Below are 24,962 nucleotides of genomic sequence, written 5' to 3' on the forward strand. Positions count from 1 at the left end.
ATGAAATGCTGCGGTGACTCGCACAGGATGCCCTCAAAACACAGTTCACATCGCTGCCAGACTACTGGTAACTCTGCGCAAAATTGCACATTTTCTGAACAGTCACTGCCGATTCTCTGCCGTTTTTAGTATCAAATGGCGATTGTTGTTCAAAATATCGCACACCCCTCTTTACAGATTGCAGAATTGCTTCATCCTGTTATCAGGAAGAACCGACCATTCAGAAGTGCAGCAACACTAAAAGATTGTGCACGAGGGTCAGGACCTAATTAATTTGATTGGAATGGCAGAGTTTACATTTGTGAAATCCAAGGAAAAGGCCGCCGAGCGGGTTGGAATCCCGCTCAAGGATTTTGACGCTGGAGGTTGCAAATATAAACTCTGTCCTTCGGATCGCTCAGATTTGAACGGCCTACTTTGTCGCCAAAACTTGAAAGATATTTATCTTCCTGCGTTTTGGCTCCGCGTATCCGCACAAATCTGAGCGACCATTCAAACCAAATTAATAGGCCCTGACCCTGGGTCATCAGGGACTGACGTCTGATTCAATCGGTTCATCTTGACATTCAACAAGGGGAGAATGCTGGTGTCAGAGGCGGCTTTGGAGGATGTGCACGAGGATGTGCACAAGACGCAACCTTGGAACAATCCGGACGCGGTTCCCTATATCCGCTTTGAGAATGTGACCAAGAAATTCGGCGACTTCTATGCCGTCGATGATGTTTCCCTTGATGTTTACCGTCACGAGCTTTTTGCCCTTCTGGGTGGATCGGGCTGCGGGAAAACGACACTTTTGCGCATGCTGGCCGGGTTCGAGGAACCGACATCGGGCAAGATTTACATCGACGGTGTCGATATGGCCGGTGTGCCTGCCTATGAACGCCCGACCAACATGATGTTCCAGTCCTATGCCCTGTTCCCGCATATGAGCGTTGAGCAGAATGTGGCCTTTGGCCTTGTGCAGGACGGTGTTTCGCGCAGCGAGATCAAGCAACAGGTCGCCGAGATGCTTGGTCTTGTGCAGATGACCAAATTTGCCAAACGCAAACCCCACCAGCTTTCGGGTGGCCAGCGCCAGCGCGTTGCGCTTGCACGGTCCCTGATCAAACGCCCGAAGGTGCTGTTGCTTGATGAACCGCTGGGCGCGCTTGACAAGAAACTGCGCGAACAGACGCAGTTCGAGCTGGTCAATATTCAGGAAAAGGTCGGCACCACCTTTGTCATGGTGACCCATGATCAGGAAGAAGCCATGACCATGGCATCGCGCATTGCCGTGATGAATGAAGGGGTGATCAACCAGACCGGCACCCCGTTTGAACTTTATGAATACCCCAACAGCCGCTACACCGCGAACTTCCTGGGTCAGGTCAACCTGATTGAAGGTGTCCTGGTTGATGACGATGAAAAATACGCTGTCATCAAATCGGACGAGGCCGGGTGCGATATCTATATCGATCACGCCGTGCAGGGCCATCAAGGCATGACCTTCTGGGTGGCGCTGCGTCCCGAGCGGCTTCGCATCACCAAGGAAGAGCCGAAAGAAACCAAATACAATTGCCTGTCGGGCAAAGTGGAAGAGATCGGCTATCTGGGCGGTATTTCGACCTATCACGTGCGCCTTGCAAGCGGCAAACGCATCAAGGTGACCGAACCGAACTCTACCCGCCAGATCGAGCCCCGCTATACGTGGGAAGACACGGTCTGGGTATCTTGGGAGGCCGGGGCTGCTTCGGTTCTGAGCAAATGAGCAGCGAAAAACCCACTCTCAAACAACGTTTTGATCGCTGGATGATCAAGCATGGCCGGGTGCTGGTGATCGGCATTCCCTATCTCTGGCTGTTCTTGTTCTTCCTTGTGCCGTTCCTGATCGTTCTCAAGATCAGTTTTTCCATGGCCGAATACGCGCAGCCGCCCTATACGTCGCTGTTTTCATGGATTGAAGAAGGCGTCACGATCACGCTCAATTTCGGGAACTACCTGTTCCTGCTTTCTGACAGCCTTTATGCCACGGCGTATCTTAATTCCATCCGGATCGCGGCGATTTCGACCGTCATTACGCTTCTGATCGGCTATCCAATGGCGTATGGCATTGCGCGTGCACAAGGATCGATGCGAAGCGTCTTGCTGATGCTGGTGATCCTGCCGTTCTGGACCAGTTTTTTGATCCGGGTCTATGCGTGGATCGGAATCCTTGATCGTGAAGGCCTGATCAACGCATTCTTGCTGTGGACCGGCATCATTTCAGAACCGCTGATCATGCGTCAGACCGAATTCGCGGTCTATGTCGGCATTGTTTACACCTACCTGCCCTTCATGATCCTGCCGCTTTATTCGACGCTGGAAAAAATGGATATCAGTCTGGTGGAAGCCGCCCTTGATCTGGGCTGCAAGCCCTGGCAGGCCTTTGCCAAGGTGACCTTGCCATTGTCCATGCCGGGCATTCTGGCGGGATCGCTTCTGGTGTTCATTCCGGCTGTGGGTGAATTCGTCATTCCGGAACTTCTGGGGGGCCCGAACACCTTGATGATCGGGCGAACGCTGTGGAACGAGTTCTTTGCCAACCGTGACTGGCCGATTGCGTCAGCCGTGGCGATTGCGATGCTGATCTTCCTTGTTGTACCGATCATGTGGTTCCAGCATATCCAGACCAAACAGGAGGAAGGCCAGCAATGAGCAACAAACGTTCAACCTTCCTGCTTTCGGCTTTGGTGTTTGGCTTTGCCTTTCTCTATGTGCCGATCCTGCTTGTCATCATCTATTCCTTTAACGAGGGCAAGCTGGTGACCGTCTGGGCAGGCTTTTCGACCAAATGGTATGTGTCGCTGTTTTCCAATGACGGCATGATTGATGCCGCCTGGAACAGCCTGCGCATCGGGGTGATGTCAGCGACCCTTGCCCTGGCACTTGGTACGCCGGCGGGTCTTGTGATGTCACGCTTTGGGCGGTTTAAGGGACGCACCTTGTTTTCGGGGATGATTGCCGCCCCGCTGGTGATGCCAGAGGTTATTACCGGTCTGTCGCTTTTGCTGTTGTTTGTCACACTTGAGCAAATGATTGGCTGGCCCGCCGGACGCGGACTTTCGACCATCACGATTGCGCATACGACCTTCTGTGCGGCCTATGTCGCGGTTGTTGTGCAGTCGCGCCTGTCGGGCATGGATATCTCGGTCGAGGAAGCAGCAATGGATCTGGGGGCGAAACCAGCAAAGATCTTCTTTGTCATTACGCTGCCGATGATCCTGCCGGCCCTTGTTGCCGGCTGGTTGCTGTCCTTTACCCTTTCGCTGGATGACCTTGTGATTGCAAGTTTTGTCGCCGGTCCGGGGTCGACGACACTTCCGATGAAGGTTTTCTCGTCAGTGCGCCTTGGGGTTTCGCCAGAGATCAATGCCCTGGCGACCCTGATCATTCTGGCGGTGTCGGTGATGATCGTGATTGCCAGCGCGATGATCCTGCGGTCCGAGCGGATGCGCAGCCGCGCCTCTGCCGGGGCGGACGCATAGCGTTACGTGCGCCTAAGGACAATCAAACAAAAAAGCAGCGCCGGATGATATGTCCGGCGCTGCTTTTCTTTGTGGGAATATGAACGATCGGCGCGACTAGGCTTTGGCGTTTGCCTCGGCGGCACGGCGCATCATTTCACGGCATTCCATACCCGGTGCGGACACCCGCCAATAGGAAACCACGGCTTCCTCGGCGGCTTCTTCGAAATCAATGATCAGATTGTTCAGCGCGTTCTGTTCCATGAGCTTTTTGACGCGATCGGGCAACTGCGACATCTGCCACAGGCCAATCACCAAAGCATAGGAGGAGCGCATCAGTTTGCTGGCATCTTCCGGGGTGATTTCATAAAGCTCTGCCAGGGCATCGGCTGTACGTTTGACCATGGATGCGAGGAAACGGCGCTGATTGACGACCATTTCGTCATCCGAGCCAGATTCCAGAACCCCCTGCGACAGGGAGGCGAGATAGAGAAACTTTTCGTTCTTGACCAGGTACTGCACGAACTGGCGGGCCACACGGGTTGAATCCCGTTCTTCGGGCCGACGCAGGGCTTCCTGATCAATGACATCAAGATTGTTCTCAAACCATTCCTTCTGGAAGTGGCGCAGCACTTCGAGAAACAACGCTTCCTTGCTCGAGAAATAAAGATAAAGCGTGCCTTTTGCCAGATTGGCCTTGCGCGCGACTTCGGCCGCGGATGGCAAGGTTCCGTCGCCTTCCAGATAAAGCTCGCGGGCAGCATCCAGAATATCGGCACGACGTTTTAGTTTCTGCTCGTGGCTTCGAGCACGAACAAGATTATCTTGTTCCATGTGACTAATTTCCCCCAACGTATTTTCCCCGCGCATATTATTGCATTTTAATTCACCTAAAAGTCAAACTGCAGGATTGGAATAAATGGATAAAATTCATGAAGCATTGAAAATTCATGCATTTTTCCAAACAAACACCCGCACTCTTAGGTGAACTGCGGTCACATATTACGAACCGGAACATTCGTTCCCGAACAAACCGTCAAAATTCGTACACTTTTCATCCGAGTCGCGCTGCGCACTCTACTACTTCCTAACCTTTTGAGTGAGTGCGACTTTGGGCAAAGAAGGGTAATACTGTTCACTCTTGGGGGAATAACCAGTTGAAATGATAAGACTTTCAAAAATCGGAAAGTCACGTGTTATGTACAGAGGGGCACATGACAACACATCCCAATGGGCCGAAAGACTCGGATTCCCAAGATATCAATGGTACGCAGCCAACCAAATCCGCAGATGACACTGGTTCGGCAGAGACATCTGATGGTCCGAACGACGACCACACCACAAACAATGAAGCGGCTGAACCGACCGAACCCAACCATGGGCCAGATGAGACAGAAACGGTCAAGACCGATGATCCTTCTGGCATTGGCTATCTTGGGGATTGGAACGCGGTGCTCAAACTGAGTTGCTGGAACACGCTTTGGACCATCCTGACACTTGGTATTTTCCGTTTCTGGGCAAAAACCAGAATGCGTCGTTATATCTGGAGCAACATTATCATTGATGGTGATGCGCTGGAATATACCGGTCGAGGCCTTGAGCTATTTCTCGGTTTTCTAATTGTAGCGCTTGTTGCGGCACCGGTTCTGTTCGGGCTGGGCTTCGCATCGACGATGCTGCCACCAGAATTTGCGATGGTGCCCGATATGATGCTTTATCTCGCGGCCGCTTTCCTGTTCTACTATGCGTCTTATCGGGCAACCCGTTATCGCTATAGTCGCACTTATTGGCGCGGAATCCGGGGTCAGCTCGGGGGCTCTGCATTCCGGTATGCCTTGATCGGGTTTGGCTCTTCGATACTGACAGGGTTTAGCCTTGGTCTTCTAGCCCCCTATGCCTTTATCGCCACGACACGTTATCAGACAGACAACACTTGGATTGGCGATTCACAAGCGCAGTTCGACGGTAAATTCGGGGCTGTCTTCAAAAAATGGCTTAAGAACTGGGCGCTCATTGTGTTGATCGCAGCCATCGCAATTGGTGTTTCCGTATATGGCAGTTCAAATGGCATCACCTGGCTACCTTTTGCCATGGGTATCCCGGCCTACCTGTTTGCCATCGGACTTTTTGTGAATTACCGGGTTTGGCTGTTCCGCTATCAGGCGGGGGTGACCTCGCTGGCAGACATCACATTTGAAAGTCGGCTTTCAACGTCGCAATACATTGTGATTTTGCTGAAGTTCCTTGGTATCTCGCTTGTACTGATGGTGATTCTGGGGCTGCTGTTCTGGACGTTTGGCGGGGCCTATTTCCACATGACATCAAGCCCGGCCTACACGATGGGCGAAACAGAAAAGATGTTAATGGTCTTTGTGCCGACGCTGATCGCTCTTCTGATCATCGCCCCGATGTTTAGCATCACTGCATTTGTTTTTGTGATCCACGCGATGCTCTCTGCTGATATCAACTCGCTTGATTACAGCGGCGAGATCACCGATCTTCACGCAAACCCCTCTCAGCAAGCGGCACCGCGTACCGGCGAAGGATTGGCAGATGCACTCGACATCGGATCGTTTTGATCTATCGAACATAGCCGAAACAATTCCTGCACGGTTGTTTGATGGCAAAACTTCGGTTGCAAAGGATGTCATGGTCACCATTGGTGACCATGACATTGCAGTTTTCGTGAATGGTGAACAGATCACCACGCTTGTGCGCGACGAATTGGTACTGTGTGAAAAGCCGATGCGCGGTCGTCCGATCCGGTTACGTAAACTACGTGATGACGGAACGCGACTGGTCTTTGTCAACACCACCGAGATTGCCAAAAGCCTTGTTGGTGGCAAATCGGGCCATAATGTTGCCGAAGGATCGCGCAAGAATATCACAAGGATAACAGCCGGCATCGCAACGTTCTGTGTCGTGGTGGCACTGACCATCTGGCTTGGCGTGCCGGTGCTAGCCAACATATTGACGAAAGTCTATCCGCGAGGCGCAGAGATCGCGCTCGGCGAAAGTGCGCGCGACCAGATCCTTTATGTCGTCGAGCATCTTGATGACAGTTTTGCCCGATGCGAAACCAGCCCGATGGCACAAGAATCTGTAGACACGATCTTGGCGACTATCACAAAGGTCCAGCCGCTAAATTACGACTATGAAGTTACCTTTGTGCGAAGTGACATCCCCAATGCATTGGCGCTTCCGGGTGGGAAGATCATCTTTTTTTCGCGCCTACTGGAAATGATGGATAGCCCCGAGGCATTTGCAGGCGTTCTAGCCCACGAAATTGCACATGCAGAAAAACAGCACAGCTTGCGCGCACTGTTTTCCAGTCTGGCAACCAATCAGCTCTTCCGGATTATGGGTGGCGGCATTCCCGCCCCTGCAGAGTTCGCCTTCCAACAAGGCTATACCCGGGAGATGGAAAGCGAGGCAGATGCCTTTGCCATTGATGCCATGACCAGAGCCAACATTAATACCAAACCCACCGCAGTGTTGTTTTCCAAGTTACGCGATGAAACGACCGATGGCGGCAGGGATTTTGAAATTCCGGAAATTCTGAGTTCGCATCCTGACATTGCCGGACGCATCGGACAGTTCGAAAACACAACCGCAACCGGTCGCCTTCCGCTTCACAGTTCGGACTGGCAGTTCCTTAAAACCGTTTGTCGCAATTGATCCCCAGCCTTGGCGATGACCTACACCGGCAGTTCAGTCGTGCGTTTGACTTCGCGGAGTGTAATCACGGTCTGAACGCGTTCGACGCCGGGAAGTTGTGTAAGCACTTCGCTGTGGATGCGTTCGTAGTCGGCGGTGTCGCTATAGACGACATGCACCAGATAGTCGCTTTGCCCGGCCAGCAAATAACATTCGACAACCTCGGGAACCTTTTGAATTTCCTTTTCAAAGGTTTCGAGCGCCTCGCGCGTCTGCCGGGTGATGGCGATATTGACAAACGCGTTGCCCGGTTTGCCGATCCGGGCGGGATTGAGAAGCATGGTGTAATGATCGATGAAGCCAGCCTCTTCGAGAAGCCGCACACGACGCAGGCAGGCAGATGCCGAAAGGTTCACCTTTTCAGCAAGTTCGGCATTACTGATCCGACCGTCTTTCTGCAGCAAGCGCAGAATCATCCGATCCCGTTCGTCCATCTCCATTCGAACAATCCTCCGACATGATCGTATTTCTGTTGAATTATATAGCAATGATACCATCAATCACCCCTTGAATTGAAGATTAATTGCCCAATTTTTAGGGTATCATTCAAGAATAATGACAAAAGAGGCGGTAGCATGCTCTAACCGCCCGGGAATCCCCGGAAACGCCGAGGAATTCTGCCGATTGCCACCGTTTTTGTCGGGAGGAAACGACATGCTGATTGGTGTTCCAAAGGAAATCAAAAACCACGAATATCGGGTCGGACTGACGCCAAGCTCGGTCCGCGAACTTGTTGCCCATGGCCACAAGGTCCAGATCGAAACCATGGCTGGCGCCGGGATCGGCTTTGCTGATGAGGATTATGTGAGCGCCGGTGCGACCATTGCCGGATCCGCATCAGATATCTTTGCCAGCGCAGAAATGATCATCAAGGTCAAGGAACCGCAGAAAGTCGAGTATGAGCAACTCCGCGAAGGCCAGTTGCTGTTTACCTATCTGCATCTGGCCCCGGACCCGGATCAGACCGCCGGTCTGGTCAAATCGGGTGCCACTGCAATTGCCTATGAAACTGTCACCGACCGTTCCGGCGGATTACCGCTGTTGGCACCGATGTCAGAAGTGGCGGGTCGCATGGCCCCGCAGGTTGGCGCCAGCGCCCTTCAGAAAGCCAATGGCGGCAGAGGTATGCTTTTGGGCGGTGTGCCGGGTGTTGCGCCGGCCAAGGTCGTTGTGATTGGCGGCGGCGTTGTCGGCACCAATGCAGCCCGGATTGCCGCAGGCATGGGCGCAGACGTAATCATTCTGGACAAGAATGTGAAACGCCTGACCTATCTGGATGATCTGTATGGCCCGCGCATCAAGACGCAATATGCCACCATTGATGATACCGAAAGCCTCGTACTTGAAGCAGACATGGTGGTTGGTGCGGTGCTTGTTCCGGGTGCAGCAGCGCCCAAACTGATCAAGAAAGAGCAGCTGTCGCGCATGAAGCCGGGATCGGTGATTGTTGATGTGGCAATCGATCAGGGCGGATGTTTTGAAACATCCCATGCCACGACGCATGCTGATCCGACCTATATCGTTGATGATATCGTGCATTATTGCGTGGCCAATATGCCCGGTGCTGTGGCCCGGACATCGACCTTTGCGCTGAATAACGCCACCCTGCCCTTTGCCCTGGCGTTGGCTGACAAGGGCTGGAAGAAAGCCTGCCAGGATGATCCGCATCTGGCAGCAGGGCTTAACGTCCATGCCGGCAAGATCACCTACAAAGCCGTCGCCGATGCGCTGGGCTATGATTACTTGCCGCTGGAAAGCGCGCTGGCCTAAGGGACCATTACCCCGATCATGAAAAAAGGGCGCCATACGGCGCCCTTTTGTTTTGTTGTGCAGTAAGGCTCAGATCAGAATTCGACCTGCGTAACGTCACGGACCGCACCCTGATCGGCACTGGTTGCCATGGCAGCATAAGCGCGAAGGGCTGTAGAGACCTTGCGTTTACGCGGCTTGGCCGGACGCCAGGCTTCGGGACCTTTGGCTTCCATCGCCTGACGGCGGGCCGCCAGAACCGCATCATCGACCGCGATCTTGATCGAGCGGTTCGGGATATCGATTTCGATCATGTCACCCGGCTCAACCAGCGCGATGTCACCGCCAGCTGCCGCTTCGGGCGAAACGTGACCGATCGAAAGACCCGACGTACCGCCAGAGAAACGGCCATCCGTCACAAGTGCGCAAGCCTTGCCCAGACCCATCGATTTCAGATAGCTGGTCGGATAGAGCATTTCCTGCATGCCCGGACCACCTTTTGGGCCTTCGTAGCGAATGACGACAACGTCGCCTTCCTTGACCTCGCCACCAAGAACCTTGGCGACGGCCTCGTCCTGGCTTTCGCAGATGACGGCCGGGCCGGTGAATTTCAGGATGCTTTCATCGACACCGCCGGTCTTGACCACGCAACCATTGGCCGCAAGATTGCCAAACAGAACGGCAAGACCGCCATCCTGACTGTAGGCATGGGCGACATCACGGATGCAGCCTTCTTTTTCATCGAGATCAAGATCGTCCCAATAGCGTTCCTGACTGAATGCGGTCTGGGACGGCACACCACCTGGCATGGCGCGGAAGAACTTGTGCACGGCTTCATTGGTGGTGCGTTTGATGTCCCATTTTTCAAGGGCATCGGCCATGGTTTTTGAATGCACAGTCGACACATCCGTGTGCAGCAGACCTGCGCGATCAAGTTCACCCAGAATACGCATGATGCCACCGGCACGATGGACGTCTTCCATGTGGAACATCGGATGGTTCGGGGCGACCTTGGACAGATACGGGATCTTGCGCGACAGGCGATCCATATCGGTCATGGTAAAGTCGACTTCGGCTTCCTTGGCAATCGCAAGAAGATGCAGAACCGTGTTGGTCGACCCGCCCATGGCGATATCAAGCGCCATGGCGTTTTCAAATGCCTCAAACGTGGCGATACCGCGCGGGGTCGCGCCGATGTCTTCTTCTTCGTAATAACGACGTGCGAGCTTGACCGAGGTGCGGGCTGCTTCAAGGAACAGCTCCTTACGTGCGCCGTGGGTTGCCAGCACGGAACCATTACCCGGAAGGGCCAGACCAAGCGCCTCAGCCAGGCAGTTCATCGAGTTGGCGGTAAACATGCCAGAGCACGAGCCACAGGTCGGGCACGCAGAGCGTTCGACTTCCTTGACCTGCTCGTCTGAAACATTCGGATCAGCGGCCTGAACCATGGCATCGACCAGATCAAGGTGATGTTCCTTGCCTTCGATGGTGACCTTGCCGGCCTCCATCGGACCACCGGATACAAAGACGCACGGAACATTCAGGCGCATTGCAGCCATCAGCATACCCGGCGTAATCTTGTCGCAGTTGGAAATGCAGACCATCGCATCGGCACAATGGGCATTGACCATGTATTCGACGGAATCGGCAATGATTTCACGCGATGGCAGGCTATAAAGCATGCCGTCATGCCCCATGGCGATACCATCATCAACAGCAATGGTGTTGAATTCCTTGGCGACACCACCGGATGCCTCGATCTCGCGGGCGACCATCTGACCGAGGTCTTTGAGGTGGACGTGACCGGGCACGAACTGGGTGAAGCTGTTAACGACCGCGATGATCGGCTTGTCGAAATCTTCGTCTTTCATGCCAGTGGCGCGCCAAAGGCCGCGCGCACCTGCCATGTTGCGGCCATGTGTTGTTGTACGGGACCGATATTCCGGCATGGAAGGAACCTCTCTTCAAATCGCTAGTGGCGTTTCTTTCGGGCAAGAAGCCCAGTATATATGGGTGCGTTCTAGCACAGTATTCGCGCGCTTTGACAGTTTTTTGCCCGAAAATTTCGCCAAATTCTGTCATATGGTACGAATGCTACGCGCCGGAAATTTCTCATCAGCTTTTGCCGGGCACGTCATGCAGTTGATTTCCGCTGTTTTCTGCACCTAGAGTTTGCATACGCGCCCCTTCACACCAGTGCCAGAGCGCCTTTTTGTGAAGCAGTTCACATGATTTTCCGCAATTGACGCCCGAACCTATCCCAAATACCTGGAAAACTATCCCTACGAATAGGCGACCTCTACCCGAACAACACATATCGTATGGGGGATTATCGCCGCCAGGCGATTCTCCCACTCCCATTCTCACCCCGGACCCTCATACAGGTTCGGGGTTCTTTTTTTGCCCACAATTCAGGCGGTAATCTGCGATCTGGTAACTGCACGCTTTAAAGGATGGACCGAACCCTTTAATGTCGAGGCAAGAATTACTCGGGCTTAGCCCATACCCGACCATCAGGTGGAGATCCGCACCCCCATGTCCGACCAACTCAAGACACTGTTGCGTCGCGGACTGACAGCGCATGAGGGCAATCGCCCCGAAGAAGCCGAAAAAATCTATCGCGCGGCGCTCGACATTTCACCGGGAAATGCCGAGGTGGAGCATCTTCTGGCCACCCTTCTGACTGGCCTTGGCCGCAATGGCGAGGCACTTGATCTTTTTGAAAGCTGCCTTGGCAGTTTTGCCGCCAACCCGGCGGTCCGATGCAACTACGCCATTGCCCTGGAAAGTTCCGGTCAGATCGACAAGGCGATTGACCAGTTCAAGCAGGCGCTGAGCTATCACGGCGACTTCCCCACCGCCCTATATCATCTTGCACGGCTTGAAATTCCGCGCGGACATTTGGGGCAGGCAATGGACCTTTTGGGGCGGTTGCTGGGCCTGAAACCCAATCATTATGAGGGATTGCTACTTTTCGGGCAGACTTTGCATGATCTGGGGCAGGAAGAAGCCGCTCTTAAATCCCTTGAACATGCTGCCGAGGCTGCGGGGATTTCCCCGGAACTGATTTGTCGGGTCGGGGCCGCATTCATTCGGCTTGGCTATCCGAAGCCTGCACAGGATCTGTATCAACGAGCACTTAGCATTGATGCGAAATATGTTCCGGGCCTGCGCGGACTGGGACAGTCGCTTGCCCATCAGGGGCAATATGCCAAGGCGATTGCGCTTTTGAAAACGGCGCGCCGCCTGACCAAGGACACCGTTGAGATTGATCTGGTTCTGGCCGACATCACGCTGCGCTGTGGCGACCTTGATAACACAATCAAGACACTTGATGCCCTGATTGAGACATCACCGGATAATGCCACAGCCGATGCGCTTTTAATCCGGGCACGAGCAAAGCTTGGCAGCATCGATGGTGCCGCGCATGCCAAAGCAGCCAAGGAATGGGCCAAGCATCACATGCCGATTGCCGCCCTGCCCACCTTTGCCAACAGTCGCCAGTCCGACAAGCGGTTGCGTATCGGTTGGATGTCACCGTTTTTCAGCGAGCATCCATCCTTCGGGCTTTTGAGCGCGCTGGCACGCCATCTGAACCGTCACGAGATCGAACTGTTCCTTTATTCCGCCACCCCGCGCCCCGATGACGTCACAAGGTCATGGCAAGTCATGGCAGATGGCTGGCGCGAGGTGTGCGGGCAGGATCCGATGCAGATTGCCGATCGCATCCGCAAGGACAAGGTCGACATCCTGATTGATGTCTGCGGCATTCATCCGACCCAACCGATTGAGGTCTTTGCGCTTAAAGCCGCCCCGGTGCAGGCGACATTATCTGCGATTACCACAGGCATGGCGGAAATGGATTACATTGTCGGGCACAAGGATGTGTTTGGCGGGAGCCTTTCGGATAACAAGATGTTTTCAGAACGTCCCTATCCGCTGGCCCTTGGCCCCTACCTTCCGGCTGAACTTGATGATGCCTTGCCTGTCGCCCCGCTGCCCGCTGCCGTGGGCGAGGAAATCATCCGGTTTGGCTGCATCGACCGGTTGGCAAATATCAGCAATGAAACACTGAACTGCTTTGCGCGGATTTTGAACAAGATCGGCAACAGCCGTATCGTCATTCAGGATGACGTGCTTGAAGATTCCTATGCCGCCAAGACGTTTCTGGACCGTGCCCGACAGGCCGGGATCAAGCGAGACCGGCTTGATCTGGCGGGCAAGGTAAAACCGGCAGATCGCGCAGCCCTGTATGCCCAGATTGATATCGGGTTGGCACCGTTTCCCGCGATCAGTCTTGAGAACTATTACGAGATGCTTTGGTTTGGCATTCCGTTCGTATCGCTGGCCGATGACCGGCCGGGATCACGGCTTGGCCTTGCGGTGCTGGGCGATATCGGGCTTGGCGCGCTTTGTGCCGAGACCGAAAAGGGATATGTCGATAAATGCATCATGCTGGCATCCGACCTTAAGGCGCTGGCCAGCATTCGCGAAAACATGCGTGAGCGCATCCGGGGCAGTCGTGCCTTCCACGCCCCTGCCGTGGCAGCCGAGTTCGAGGAAGCCTGTCGCGAGATGTGGCAGAATTGGTGCCTTGGCAACCCGTAACTGCCAAAGCAGGCAGGATGCTTATCGCATGTTGCTCAGAATGTGATCGACCGCCGCAGCCAAATCATCTGCAATGAAATCGGCTTCTTGGGCTTCGGGCAGGATGGCCTCCTTGGCGCCATGGCCGGTTCTGACCATGATGGCCTTTGTACCCGCCGCATGTCCGGCACGGATATCATTGATGCGATCCCCAATCAGGACACTGTCTGAAAGACTGATGGCAAACTCTTCGCTTGCCGCCAGAAGCATACCGGAATCGGGTTTGCGGCAGGTACTTTCGCGGCGATATTCGCCCTGCCCGTCTGGGTGATACGGGGAATAATAGATGCCCTGTACCGATGCCTTGTGATCAGAGAGCATAGCAACCAATGCCTTGTGGATTTCAAGCAATTGGTCTTCGGTGAGATAGCCGCGCGCCACACCGGACTGGTTGGTAACGACAATGACCGGGACGCCCGCATCATTCAGGCGTTTAATCGCCTCGCATGTACCAGCGATCAGTTTGAGATCGGCAACGTCCGAGAGGTAATGGACTTCCTCGTTGATCACCCCGTCCCGATCCAGAAACACAGCCGGAAGCGGATTGCGCTGGTCGCGAAAACGCGGGGCCGGATCAATCAGGTGACGTTTGACAGTGTCGTGGATGGAGCCGGTCATGTCTGGCCTTTTGGTGCTCAAATCTGGCCAACAATGGCGCAAAGGCCAGTGCAAAAGCAAGTCTTCACAAGCCACAGACGGCTTTTGCGCAGCGCGAAAGAAATTGGTATTACCATTATTCGCTTGCAGAGCAACCGGAAGACGTGACAATTTCTGTCCAAGTCACGTCCCACGACAATAAGATCTTCAAGGAATAACGTTCTATGTTTGCCGATATTTTTGCGATTCTGGCCCCGGTTTTTATCACCACCGGACTGGGATACTTCTGGGCCCGTGCAGGCAAGCATTTTGACACCAACCTTGTCACATCCATTGTCACCTATTTCGCGACCCCCTGCCTGACCTTTGCGGCCCTTGCGACCGTGGAGCTTGGCGGGGATACGCTGGTTCTGATGGGGACAGCGGCGCTAGCCGCCAACGTGATCTTCGCCCTTATCGGCTGGCCGATCCTGAAGGTCTTTAGCCTGTCGCCACGCACCTATCTGCAATCGCTGACCTGGCCGAATGTCGGCAATGTCGGCTTGCCGCTGTGTCTGCTGGCCTATGGGCAGGACGGGCTTGCACTTTCGGTGGCGTTTTTTGCCGCCTATGTCGTCATTCAGTTGACCATCGGTGTTGCGTTCGTATCGGGCAGCTTTTCGATCAAGTCGCTGGCCAAGATGCCAATCATTCCGGCAACCCTGATCGCCACGGGCTTTCTTGCGACCGAAACCCCGGTGCCTGAGTGGCTTTACAACACCACCAACCTGATCGGGCAGCTGACCATTCCATTGATGCTGTTTACATTGGGTGTATCACTGGCAAAACTGCGCCCGGTCAGCCTTGCGCGCAGTACGGCATTAAGTGTGCTGCGTCTTGGCATGGGTTTCGGGGTTGGTTTGGGCCTGTCGGAGGTGATGGGCCTGACCGGCATGGAACGCGGCGTGGTCATCCTGCAATGTTCGATGCCGGTTGCCGTGTTCTGTTACCTGTTCGCACAGCTTTATAACCGCGAGCCGGAAGAAGTTGCCGGCGTTGTGATCAGTTCAAGCTTCCTTGCCGCCATCGCCCTGCCCGCACTGCTTTGGTACGTGCTTTAGGCCGAACACACCGGGCAACTGGCTACTCGACGATCAGGCGGTATTCCCCGCCGGTGCCATCATCCTTGTCGGCATAAAAGCCGATTGCACATTCAAACCGGCCTTTTTCAAGGTTTGGGTCGCCATATTCGGCCGCCTGCTTCATCACATGATCGCGACAGGCAGCAAGGTCATCATAGGTGGCCTCGGAAATCTTGACCCGGGCCGGTTGGCTGACATCAGGGACATAAACCGCCGTGACATGTTCCCAGGGTGCGGCATCATCAGGCCAGAAAAGATCAGCAATATGACGGTGCGGATTGCCGAAACTGACCACGGCCAGGATGGTAATCCCGGCAGCCAAAAGCGCACGGCGCAGCATTCTTGTATTCATTTATTCCCTTTATGCGCCTTTGCGACCAAGCGATGAGAAATCGATCCTTGGCATCGGCGCATCATAATCAAGATGATAGTCATCAAGTGGTGGCGAAGCCTGACTGGTGACGGCCAGAAGTGCATGCACCTGCCCGCGTTGATGGGTTTGATAGACAAACAGATGTGACAGAATATCGCCGACGGTTTCAAGCGTCTTGCTGTTGTCCTCGCGGGTCAATTCAATGCTGCGAATGGCATCTTTGTCATTGAGCTGCTCACAAAATGCCATCAGCCGCATATCTGCATCACGCTGGGCTGCTGCGAGCTTGCCGAGGGTTGCAGACGGCATTTCATCTGCAAGACAAGCCCGACCACGGCCACCATCAATCAGCGCATCGAGATAATACCAGTCATTGGTCAGGATATGATTCAGCGTTTCAAGAATGGAGGCGGAAAAAGGCGTTCGTTTGGTGTCGAGTTCCTGAATTGTCAGTCTCTCACAGACGCCATACAAACGATGATTTGACCAGGCGTTGTTACGCGCCTGATGGAAAAACGATGTGCCCGGCATACCTCAAGTGTCCTAACTTTTAGCGTCCTGTCACATTCGTGTTGATGTTATCAACCGGTCACAGGATGCGCATGATTTAGCGGACCGTTTCCTTTGCCATAGCCTGGTGCGGTTCGAATAGCTTCACGCACAAATTCGCGTGCACGGGCAACGGAATCACTCAATCCCATGCCCTGAGCCAGACCTGTTGCAATTGCACTTGCAAGCGAACAGCCCGTACCATGATTATTTTCAGACGGAATGCGTGTGCCTTCAAAGCCTTCGACATCACCGTCACGTCGCCACAAGATATCGACGATTTTGTCCCCGTCTGCGTGACCACCTTTTATCAGGACAGCCTCAGCACCGAGATCACCAATTTTGTGCGCTGCAGCAATCATATCACCTTCGCTGGTGATTTTCATACCTGATAGTACTTCGGCCTCGGGAATATTTGGTGTCAGGACGCTCGCAAGCGGAACCATGTGGGTGATCAGAGCCTCTACGGCGTCTTCCTGCAACAGGCGCGACCCGCTTTGCGATACCATCACGGGGTCTACAACAACCGGAATACCTGCCGCCTTTGATTTGATAAATTCCGCCACCGCCGTGATTACGGGAACGGAATGCAGCATGCCGGTCTTCACCGCATCGGCACCGATATCATCAATTGTGACGGTTGCCTGATGGACGATCATGTCCGGTTCAATGCCCAGAACATCGAAGACTCCGGTGGTATTTTGCACCGTCAAGGCAGTTATCGCAGTTGCAGCATAGCCGCCAAGAGCTGTCACTGATTTGATATCGGCCTGAATACCGGCCCCGCCGGAACAATCCGACCCGGCAATGATCAAGACACGACCCTTCATACGATCCTTCCTTACCCTGCAAAAATCAGGTTCTACGCACGGTGTTTGATTAACCGGCAACGGCCGTTATTTCGGCAACGATGCCATCAACAATCTGTTCGACCTTAAGCGCGTCATCGCCTTCGGCCATGACACGGATCAGCGGTTCGGTGCCCGATTTACGGATCAGAACGCGACCATCACCGTTAAAGGCGCGCTCGGCCGAGGAAATGGCTTCAATCACACTGCTTTGTGCCAGCGGATCGGAACCCGCACTGTAGCGAACGTTTTTAAGGATCTGTGGCAGCGGTTCGAACACGCGGCTGAGTTCGGATACCGGGCCCTCGCGGCTGGCAAGAACGGCCAGCACCTGAAGCCCTGCCAGCAGACCATCGCCGGTTGATGCGAAGTCCGACAGCACGATATGACCGGACTGTTCGCCACCGACATTGCAATCAAGAGCCCGCATCTGTTCAACCACATAGCGATCACCGACCTTGGTGCGGATCAGGCGTACATCGTTGCTTTCAAGATAACGTTCCAGGCCAAGGTTCGACATGACGGTCGCCACCAGCGCGTTGCCGCGCAATTGACCGGTGCGTTTCCAGTGGGTTGCGACAAGGCCCATCAACTGATCGCCGTCAATCAGATGACCTTTTTCATCGCACATCTGAACACGGTCGGCATCGCCATCAAGGGCAATGCCGACATCGGCCTTTTCGGCCAGAACACGGTCGCACATGGTCTTGGTATGGGTCGAACCACACTGGTCATTAATATTGAGACCATTCGGGCTGGTGCCGATTTCAATCACGTCCGCACCGAGTTCACGCAAGACCATGGGTGCGACGGAATAACCGGCCCCATGGGCACAATCGAGAACGATGCGAAGACCTTCAAGCGTGACCGAGCCCGGAAGTGATGATTTAACCGCCTCGATATATCGGCCCGGCGCATCATCAATGCGTTTGGCACGACCAAGGGCATTGGCCGGAACCAGCTTGCCAGACAGATCGCTTTCCATCAGGGCTTCGAGTTCAAGCTCGACCTCGTCAGACAGCTTGAAGCCATCCGGGCCAAACAGCTTGATGCCATTATCCTGAAACGGATTGTGCGAGGCAGAGATCATCACACCGATGTCGGCACGCATCGATTTGGTCAGCATGGCAACAGCCGGGGTCGGCATCGGGCCAACCAGCATGACATCCATCCCCATCGAGGTAAAACCGGCCACTAGAGCGGGTTCAAGCATATAGCCGGAAAGACGGGTGTCCTTGCCAATCACGACCTTATGGCGGTGATCACCACGGGTGAAATAGTGGCCTGCGGCCATCCCGACTTTCAGGGCAACCTCGGCGGTCATCGGCGCCGTATTTGCGGTTCCGCGGATGCCATCGGTGCCAAAATATTTGCGGCTCATATTCTGTGTCTCTGCTTGCTTTGCAGGGCGCATTGCCCCGTCGATCAATTCTGATTGCCGGTTATATCAAAGTGGCGTCGCAATGCCACGGGCAATCGGCATATTTCGGCACCTATTCTAATGCCCAACTGCCGACCAATCCGTTAACAGACAAACAAGTCGAAATTCGGATAAAAGCCATGACCTTCGGGCAAAAACCGGCTATCACATGGCGCATGGTTTAGAGGATTGAACCCGAGGGAATTTTGCGCAACATCCGCTTGAATACAGCCTTGTTTGCGGTGTTGATCGTAATCGCATCCGGCATCTTGGCGGTCTATGGTCCGAAAACCGCCGCCCATGAGCTGCCACAAGCGCTTGTTATCCCGCCGGCAGGTCCAATCCAGACTGTTGATCTGAACCGTTATCTTAAACGGTTGATGACAGATCAGGCGTCTCAAAACCCGCGCGATATTGCACAAATCGACGAGTCTGATTTTGAACCCGTTCTTTATGCCCGCGGCTCGGGCTACACCGAACGGACCATTTGGTATCGGACCCCGATCAGGGTTGTCGATCAACCTGACCGCACGGGAAGCAGTGCGTTTATCGAGCTGGGTCAGGTTTACCTGAATGATATCCATGTCAGCATCCTGTCGCATGACGGTCTTCGGGTCATTTGGCAAGAGCGCGTGGGGGACAGGATTGCGACTGCCAAAAATGAAGTTCGAAGCCTGTCGCATGTCGCAGAGTGGCCCAAACTGGAAATCGGCCAATATTGGCTTGTCATCGGGGTTAACACCAACAGTGCACACGTGCTTGAAGCACAAATTCTGCCCGATACTGAACTTATCACGAAGTCCGGCACTGACAGCTTCATCAAGGGCGTATTCCTTGGGGTTCTGATTATTGCCTTCGGGCTGTATTTCACATTCGGGATCCTGTCAGGAGACAAGTCTGTCATCTGTTATGCTGGCTATGCCTTCGCGCTGTTTCTGATCTATTTCGGGATTACGGGATATGCCCAACTGATTTTCAAACCGGTTTGGCCACTGGCGTCAGACTTTATAACCGGATCGGGCACGGCACTGGCGCTTGGTTCAAGTGTGATGATGTGGACCTATATCACCCGTCTTGACCAGACCAACCCCTGGATATTCCGGGTCATGGTCATCTATTCCGTTTTGGCGGTTGGCGGTTCTGTAACCGCCACGTCGGACTGGTACATCCTGTATGCCAAGCTGTTTTTCGGCCCCGAAATCCTCCTGCTGCTGGGCCTTCTGGTCAATCTGGTCTATCGCGGATACCGGCAAAAGCAGAACTGGCAAACGTTCTTTTTGATCATTGCCCTTGGCGTTCCGACCATCGGGGCCATGGCGCACCTGATGCTGTTGATCGGGTTGTTACCGGTCAACCGGTTTACCACAAGCGTTTTCACCGCAGGGTCTGTCGTTCAGCTTGTCATGGTCGCCCTGGTGATGTCGTATCGAACCTATGGCCTGATCAACCGGCGCGTTGATGCATTGGCATCAAGTCAGCGGGCCAATCAACTTGCCAGCGAGCAACGCACATTCATCACGATGCTTTCACATGAGTTTCGCACGCCGCTTGCCATCATTCAGCGTTCTGCCGAGATTCTCGGGTTATATCTCAAGAAGGAGCCCGAAGCCGTCCTGAACCGCCTGTCGACCATCCGGTCCAATGCAGGTCAGCTTTCAGGCCTTGTTGATGCGTTTTTGACCAAGGAAACACTTGATAGCGCAACATTCACGACCACGCGCGAGACCATTGCAATTGATGCATTTCTTGGCGAATTGATTGCACGACGCCATCGTGAAGTTCCCGGCCAGAACATCAGCATGATCCATTGCGACGTTGCCGTTGTCGAAATTGACCGCATCCTGATGGAACGGGCGTTATTGAACCTGATTGAAAATGCGCGAAAATATGCGCCAGGTGCAGCGGTTTGGATTTCGGCTGAACGTTCGGCCAACGGTTATGTCTATATCCGGGTGGTCGATGAAGGCCCCGGCATTGCTGCCGATGACCTGCAGAATGTTCTGAACGCCTTTTATCGTGGGCGGGATGCGACCAAGACCCAGGGTGTGGGATTGGGCCTGCATCTGACCAACAGAATTATCGAAGCCCATGATGGATCGCTTTCGGTCAGCGTTGGCGAAGAAGGCGGCACGACCGTTCTGATCAAATTGCCCTATGACCGCGACCTGACGGTTCTCAAGAACAATGAAAACCGTACAGCGTTTGCCCGCGGGTACCCCGCCCCCCCTAATGGCGGGGAACTGGCATGATGGTCAGATCGGAGATTTTTGATACGCTGCTGGCAGCGGCAGAGGAACACAAGCCACGCTGGCTGCATCGACTGTTTGTCTGCATGCTGTTGGTGATGGCACTTATCACTTGCCTGCCTTTGGGGGGGGCACACGGGCAATCGACCAAGACAGTTCCTGACGATCCGGACGGCCTGGTTCTGTCTGGCAACATCACGGAACCGCTTGAAATCACCGGTTATGTCGCATCATTTGCCGATCAGACGCGAAAGCTTGGCTTTGACGATATTGTCGCTTTGCCCGATGCCGCATTTCAGCAAACAAAGTCTATTCCGTCCTTTGGCTATACACGTGACGTGATCTGGCATCAGCTTGATTTCACTGTTGCGAGTGCCTTGAGCAAACGGGCACTGCTTGAAATCTCTCCGAGTTATCTGAACTTTATTGATGTGTTTCTGACACCAAAAGACAGACCTGATCCCATCTGGAGAGCCAAACTTGGCGATCACATCCCGGCCAAAGAGCGTGAATATGGCGGACGCACCCACGTTGCTGCGCTGCCGACACTCGAACCTGGATCCTATCGGCTGTATGTCCGGGTCCAAAGCAACAGTGCCAATTTAATCTGGATGAAGCTTTGGCCAACCAACGCGCTGATTTCGTCCCTGTCCTTTCGCCATCTGACGACAAATATTTTCTTTGGCTTCATCCTGACATTGGGATTGTCCTATCTGGCACTTGGCCTGATTGCGCGGGATTGGGCAGTCATTCTTTACAGCATATGGGTCAGTGCAATCGGCACAGCATCAGCCGTGGTCAACGGCGTGGCCTTGAGCGAAGTACGCCCCGAGACACCCTGGTTGAATGATTTTCTGCTGGGCACCGCAAATATTATCTCCTATGGCGTGACAGTCTTCCTGTGGCTTTACATCATTGGAGCGAAAAAGAAGGCGCCTGTGGCCTACAAGGTTTGTTGCGGTTACGGGTTCCTCGTTCTGGGTTTTGCCGCAGGGGCAACCACCGATCTGTACACCATATTTGGCAGCTATATTGTGCCCAGCCATGCAATCTTCATGGCCACGATGTGTGCAATCCTGATCAAGGACGCGCTTGAAGATGTCAGAAATCCCCGCCATTGGGCATTCCTTGTTGTTCTGGCCATTCCAACCGGCGCGGCCATCATGCTCCAACTTGTCCTTTCAGGCGTCATTGATGCCACCAGATTCCGTCTGGAACTGCATCCGTTCACATTGATGTTCCATCTGATCGGGATGGGAATCATCATGACGGTGCGCTTGTCCAAGATGGACAAGGAGCGGGTTTCCGTCACCCAAAAGGCCGAGGAAACCACCACACTGGTCGACGAACAGCGCAACCTGATCTCGATGCTGTCTCATGAGTTTCGCACGCCCCTTGCCGTCATTCAGAGATCTGCGGAAATGCTGATGTTGCGGCTGGAAAGCCAGAAGGGTGATGTTCTTGAAAGGTTGCAGCGCATCCAGTTGCAAGCCCGGAAACTTGCGCGGCTTGTGGATATCTTCCTGACCAAGGATGGCATTGATACACAGGAACTCTCGCTTGCGCGCAAAACGGTTCCGGTCAACCAGTTCCTTCAGGAGTTTGCAGCCCAGATCACCCGCGAAGGCGCAGAGGTCAAAGCGATTTGCAATGGTACTTCCGGGATTGAGGTCTTCATTGACGAAACCCTGATGGGGCTTGCCATGACAAACCTGATCGAAACATCGCGACGCTTTGCACAAGGTGCGCCGGTCCACATTAATGCCTATCGACATTCAGACATGCTGGTCGAGATCCGCATTCCATGCCACGGTGATGAAATTGATGAAGACGAGATCGGGCTAATCGCTGATGCCCTGTTCAGACGCACCATGGAGACACAGTCTTCGCGCCGCGCACTCGGACTGCACATTTCACAGCGTATCGTCGATGCTCATGGTGGATCCCTGACCCTGCGTCAGAACAGCGGACGCGGGATTTCGCTTTGTCTGCTGTTGCCAGCCGAGTGAAGTCCGCGTAGCCGCTACTGAGTGTCAGGAGGCCTCGGCCTCTCCGGAGACGGCGGCAGGTGATGTGAAGGCATAGCCACGACCATAAGCCGTTCGGACCGGCAATTCCTCGCCGATTTCTTTCATGACTTTCTGACGTACACGCCGGATGGCCGTATCGAGGTTCCGGCAGTTCTCGGCGGTGTCGGCCTTGCCAAGTGCCTCGACGATTTCGGGGCGGGTCAGCCAGGCACCATTGGCCTCGATCAATATTTTGACGATGGTACGTTCCGTGGCCGTCAGCTTGGCTTCGTTGCCCTCGGGATTGCATAGCGTCCAGTGCAGAAGATCAAGCACCCAGCTATCCTCGGAGATCGGGGTTTCGACTGTTTCGCTATCGGTGCGTGACGCCCGACGCAGGAGCGGTTTGAGAGCAGCTTCAATCACCGAAAGCGGGCTGTCCTTGGTCAGATAAACGTCCGCGCCGGATTTGTACCCGGTCAGGTGATTGTCCATCCCCGAAAGCGACGTCAGCATCATGATCCCGCAATCAACCGTCTTGCGCACGTGCTGCGCCAGCTCATACCCGTCGGCATCGGGAAGCATGATATCCAGAATGACCGCATCAGGCTTACCTGCATCAAGAGCACGGTAAAATGCGGCTCCGGTTTCGCAACCGACCACATCAAACCCGCACATCTCGAGATACTCACACAGATCCTTGTTCAGGTCCGTGTTATCTTCCACGACGTAAACACAGTGTGTCATTACATTCCAGCCAGACGTGACGTCACCGGACAAGGGCTGCGTCAGACCGCCAATCTCGTTCATCTAAAGAACCTTCACGTTCGCTTGTTTATCCAACCATAAATTGTGACTTTGGTGCCACTTTTGTTTGATAGTTAATGGTATGTGGGCTCTGAGCCGATTCTGCAAGCAGCAACCTGCAATCGTCAGAAATTGCCAGAATCAGGCATTTCTCATGCAAAAGGCCCGCAAGCGAAAAAATGCACAGCATTAAACCACTTGCAGGCCCTGTTTTTAAACGATCACGGACAAAGAACAAGCTATACGTGCAGACGATTCCAACAATACACCATTATACAATCGCAGTTGAACTGGCGACGGAAATGGCCTGTACGGTTTCGGGCACGTCATGCACGCGGATCATCTGAACCCCATGGCGCCATCCATTCACGGCCGAGGCGATGGAGCCGCCCAGACGCTGTTTGGGATCGGCCTTGGGGTCAATCTTGCCGATAAAGGATTTGCGCGACGTACCAAGCAGGATCGGACACCCCAGACCATGGAAAATTGCCAGACGTGACAGCAATTCAAGGTTATGCGACAGGGTCTTGCCAAAACCAATGCCCGGATCGATGCAGATCCGATCCCGTGAAATCCCTGCGCGCTCGCAGCTTTCAATCCGATCAAGCAAATAGTCATAGATATCAAGCGGCGCACAATCATACTGCGGATCGGCCTGCATGGTGCCCGGTTCGCCCTGCATATGCATCAGCATCACCGGCTTGCCGGATGCTGCGGCGACTTCCATCGAGCGTTCATCGCCCTCAAGCCCGGTGACATCATTGATGATCGCGGCACCGGCATCAACGGCAGCTTCCATCACGCGGGCATGGCGGGTATCGATCGATACAACATGTCCCTTGGCAGCCAGTTCGCGGATGACCGGAACGACACGATTGATTTCTTCGTCCTCGGAAACGGTATCCGCCCCCGGACGGGTGGATTCGCCACCGACATCAATGATTGATGCGCCCTGCTCCGCCATCGCCATGGCGCGCGCAACAGATTGTTCGGTGGTGTTGTAGTCGCCACCATCGGAAAAGCTGTCGGGCGTGACATTGACAATGCCCATCACGTGGCACGATGCCATGTCCAACCCGGCATAATCGGGGCGCTTGGCCATCAGGCGATCCAGCACGGCATTGATTTCGTCAACGCGTCCACTGTTTTGCACCCAGCCTTCAAGGGCCAGCAGCGGCAAGATCATGCTTTCAGCCCCGCCACCTTCGCGGCGACGGATGATTTCAAGCGCCGAAAAGCCACGGCGTGATCCGGCAAGCGGCAAGGTATTGGGATCATCGGCATGGTCGATGAAACCGGTCGGTGCGTAGTAAAGCGGTCCTTCAAAATCGGCAAAGCCCCGCACATCGGCGGGGCTTCGCAGGACCGATCTTTTGATCTCGTCCATCAGTCTCTTT

The 24,962-nt window shown here is 54.2% G+C and carries 20 protein-coding genes; 10 read left to right on the top strand and 10 right to left on the bottom strand.

The features are described 5' to 3' along the window. Nucleotides 1-580: 580 nt before the first annotated feature. The 3 genes from HED22_RS09615 to HED22_RS09625 are packed head-to-tail and all read left to right on the top strand — an operon-like array spanning nucleotide 581 to nucleotide 3,503. Nucleotides 581-1,747 carry an ABC transporter ATP-binding protein gene (locus HED22_RS09615; protein ID WP_167721571.1) on the top strand — a complete coding sequence of 389 codons (1,167 nt, stop codon included), beginning with the start codon at nucleotides 581-583 and terminating at the stop codon, nucleotides 1,745-1,747. Continuing rightward, entirely contained in the window at nucleotides 1,744-2,673 is a 930-nt protein-coding gene (locus HED22_RS09620; RefSeq protein WP_167721573.1) for an ABC transporter permease subunit, read from the top strand. The genes HED22_RS09615 and HED22_RS09620 overlap by 4 nt, the downstream gene beginning before the upstream one ends. Continuing rightward, the gene (locus HED22_RS09625) at nucleotides 2,670-3,503 is read left to right on the top strand and encodes an ABC transporter permease subunit (RefSeq protein ID WP_167721575.1); all 834 of its coding nucleotides are present in this window, start codon (nucleotides 2,670-2,672) and stop codon (nucleotides 3,501-3,503) included. The genes HED22_RS09620 and HED22_RS09625 overlap by 4 nt, the downstream gene beginning before the upstream one ends. Nucleotides 3,504-3,599: 96 nt before the next feature. On the opposite strand, the gene HED22_RS09630 is transcribed toward HED22_RS09625, so the two are convergent. Next, complete coding sequence (locus HED22_RS09630; RefSeq protein ID WP_167721577.1) at nucleotides 3,600-4,316, bottom strand: TetR family transcriptional regulator; 717 nt, start codon at nucleotides 4,314-4,316, stop codon at nucleotides 3,600-3,602. 380 nt (nucleotides 4,317-4,696) lie between these two features. On the opposite strand from HED22_RS09630, the gene HED22_RS09635 reads away from it, so the two are divergent. Further along, a complete protein-coding gene (locus HED22_RS09635; RefSeq protein ID WP_167721580.1) occupies nucleotides 4,697-6,061 on the top strand; it encodes a YjgN family protein in 1,365 nt (454 codons plus the stop codon). Next, complete coding sequence (locus HED22_RS09640) at nucleotides 6,036-7,160, top strand: M48 family metallopeptidase (RefSeq protein WP_167721582.1); 1,125 nt, start codon at nucleotides 6,036-6,038, stop codon at nucleotides 7,158-7,160. Before HED22_RS09635 ends, HED22_RS09640 begins: the two co-directional genes overlap by 26 nt. Before the next feature lie 20 nt (nucleotides 7,161-7,180). On the opposite strand, the gene HED22_RS09645 is transcribed toward HED22_RS09640, so the two are convergent. Beyond that, nucleotides 7,181-7,639: an Lrp/AsnC family transcriptional regulator gene (locus HED22_RS09645; RefSeq protein WP_033067352.1), complete on the bottom strand. Its 459-nt coding sequence runs from the start codon at nucleotides 7,637-7,639 to the stop codon at nucleotides 7,181-7,183. 214 nt (nucleotides 7,640-7,853) lie between these two features. Here HED22_RS09645 and ald point away from each other — a divergent pair, with 214 nt between their 5' ends. Next, nucleotides 7,854-8,969 (top strand): alanine dehydrogenase, encoded by a 1,116-nt coding sequence (gene ald, locus HED22_RS09650; RefSeq protein ID WP_167721584.1) that lies wholly within the window; start codon nucleotides 7,854-7,856, stop codon nucleotides 8,967-8,969. Nucleotides 8,970-9,043: 74 nt separating this feature from the next. On the opposite strand, the gene ilvD is transcribed toward ald, so the two are convergent. Further along, a complete protein-coding gene (ilvD, locus tag HED22_RS09655) occupies nucleotides 9,044-10,897 on the bottom strand; it encodes a dihydroxy-acid dehydratase (RefSeq protein ID WP_167721586.1) in 1,854 nt (617 codons plus the stop codon). A gap of 586 nt (nucleotides 10,898-11,483) precedes the next feature. On the opposite strand from ilvD, the gene HED22_RS09660 reads away from it, so the two are divergent. Beyond that, on the top strand, nucleotides 11,484-13,556 hold the full coding sequence (locus HED22_RS09660) for a glycosyltransferase family 41 protein (RefSeq protein WP_167721589.1): 2,073 nt from the start codon (nucleotides 11,484-11,486) through the stop codon (nucleotides 13,554-13,556). A gap of 21 nt (nucleotides 13,557-13,577) precedes the next feature. Here the strand turns inward: HED22_RS09660 and HED22_RS09665 are convergent, their stop codons facing one another. Continuing rightward, complete coding sequence (locus tag HED22_RS09665) at nucleotides 13,578-14,213, bottom strand: HAD-IIIA family hydrolase (RefSeq protein ID WP_167721591.1); 636 nt, start codon at nucleotides 14,211-14,213, stop codon at nucleotides 13,578-13,580. Nucleotides 14,214-14,416: 203 nt separating this feature from the next. Here HED22_RS09665 and HED22_RS09670 point away from each other — a divergent pair, with 203 nt between their 5' ends. Further along, on the top strand, nucleotides 14,417-15,292 hold the full coding sequence (locus tag HED22_RS09670; RefSeq protein ID WP_167721593.1) for an AEC family transporter: 876 nt from the start codon (nucleotides 14,417-14,419) through the stop codon (nucleotides 15,290-15,292). 22 nt (nucleotides 15,293-15,314) lie between these two features. Here the strand turns inward: HED22_RS09670 and HED22_RS09675 are convergent, their stop codons facing one another. The 4 genes from HED22_RS09675 to glmM are packed head-to-tail and all read right to left on the bottom strand — an operon-like array spanning nucleotide 15,315 to nucleotide 18,464. After that, nucleotides 15,315-15,665: a hypothetical protein gene (locus HED22_RS09675; protein ID WP_167721595.1), complete on the bottom strand. Its 351-nt coding sequence runs from the start codon at nucleotides 15,663-15,665 to the stop codon at nucleotides 15,315-15,317. Between the two features lie 9 nt (nucleotides 15,666-15,674). After that, a complete protein-coding gene (locus tag HED22_RS09680; protein ID WP_167721597.1) occupies nucleotides 15,675-16,217 on the bottom strand; it encodes a DinB family protein in 543 nt (180 codons plus the stop codon). A 50-nt stretch (nucleotides 16,218-16,267) separates the two neighbouring features. Then, nucleotides 16,268-17,065 carry a bifunctional hydroxymethylpyrimidine kinase/phosphomethylpyrimidine kinase gene (gene thiD / locus HED22_RS09685; protein ID WP_167721599.1) on the bottom strand — a complete coding sequence of 266 codons (798 nt, stop codon included), beginning with the start codon at nucleotides 17,063-17,065 and terminating at the stop codon, nucleotides 16,268-16,270. Between the two features lie 49 nt (nucleotides 17,066-17,114). After that, entirely contained in the window at nucleotides 17,115-18,464 is a 1,350-nt protein-coding gene (gene glmM, locus HED22_RS09690) for a phosphoglucosamine mutase (protein WP_167721601.1), read from the bottom strand. 260 nt (nucleotides 18,465-18,724) lie between these two features. Between glmM and HED22_RS09695 the strand changes: the two genes are divergently transcribed. Continuing rightward, nucleotides 18,725-20,752: an ATP-binding protein gene (locus tag HED22_RS09695; protein WP_167721603.1), complete on the top strand. Its 2,028-nt coding sequence runs from the start codon at nucleotides 18,725-18,727 to the stop codon at nucleotides 20,750-20,752. Next, entirely contained in the window at nucleotides 20,749-22,758 is a 2,010-nt protein-coding gene (locus tag HED22_RS09700; protein ID WP_167721605.1) for a 7TM-DISM domain-containing protein, read from the top strand. Before HED22_RS09695 ends, HED22_RS09700 begins: the two co-directional genes overlap by 4 nt. A 24-nt stretch (nucleotides 22,759-22,782) precedes the next feature. On the opposite strand, the gene HED22_RS09705 is transcribed toward HED22_RS09700, so the two are convergent. Then, nucleotides 22,783-23,568, bottom strand: coding sequence for a response regulator transcription factor (locus HED22_RS09705; protein ID WP_167721607.1), 786 nt, complete (start codon nucleotides 23,566-23,568; stop codon nucleotides 22,783-22,785). A gap of 268 nt (nucleotides 23,569-23,836) precedes the next feature. Then, the gene (folP, locus tag HED22_RS09710; RefSeq protein WP_167721609.1) at nucleotides 23,837-24,952 is read right to left on the bottom strand and encodes a dihydropteroate synthase; all 1,116 of its coding nucleotides are present in this window, start codon (nucleotides 24,950-24,952) and stop codon (nucleotides 23,837-23,839) included. Nucleotides 24,953-24,962 lie beyond the last annotated feature (10 nt).

Origin of the sequence: Thalassospira sp. HF15 (assembly GCF_011806525.1) — a bacterium.
Classification (GTDB): Bacteria; Pseudomonadota; Alphaproteobacteria; order Rhodospirillales; family Thalassospiraceae; genus Thalassospira.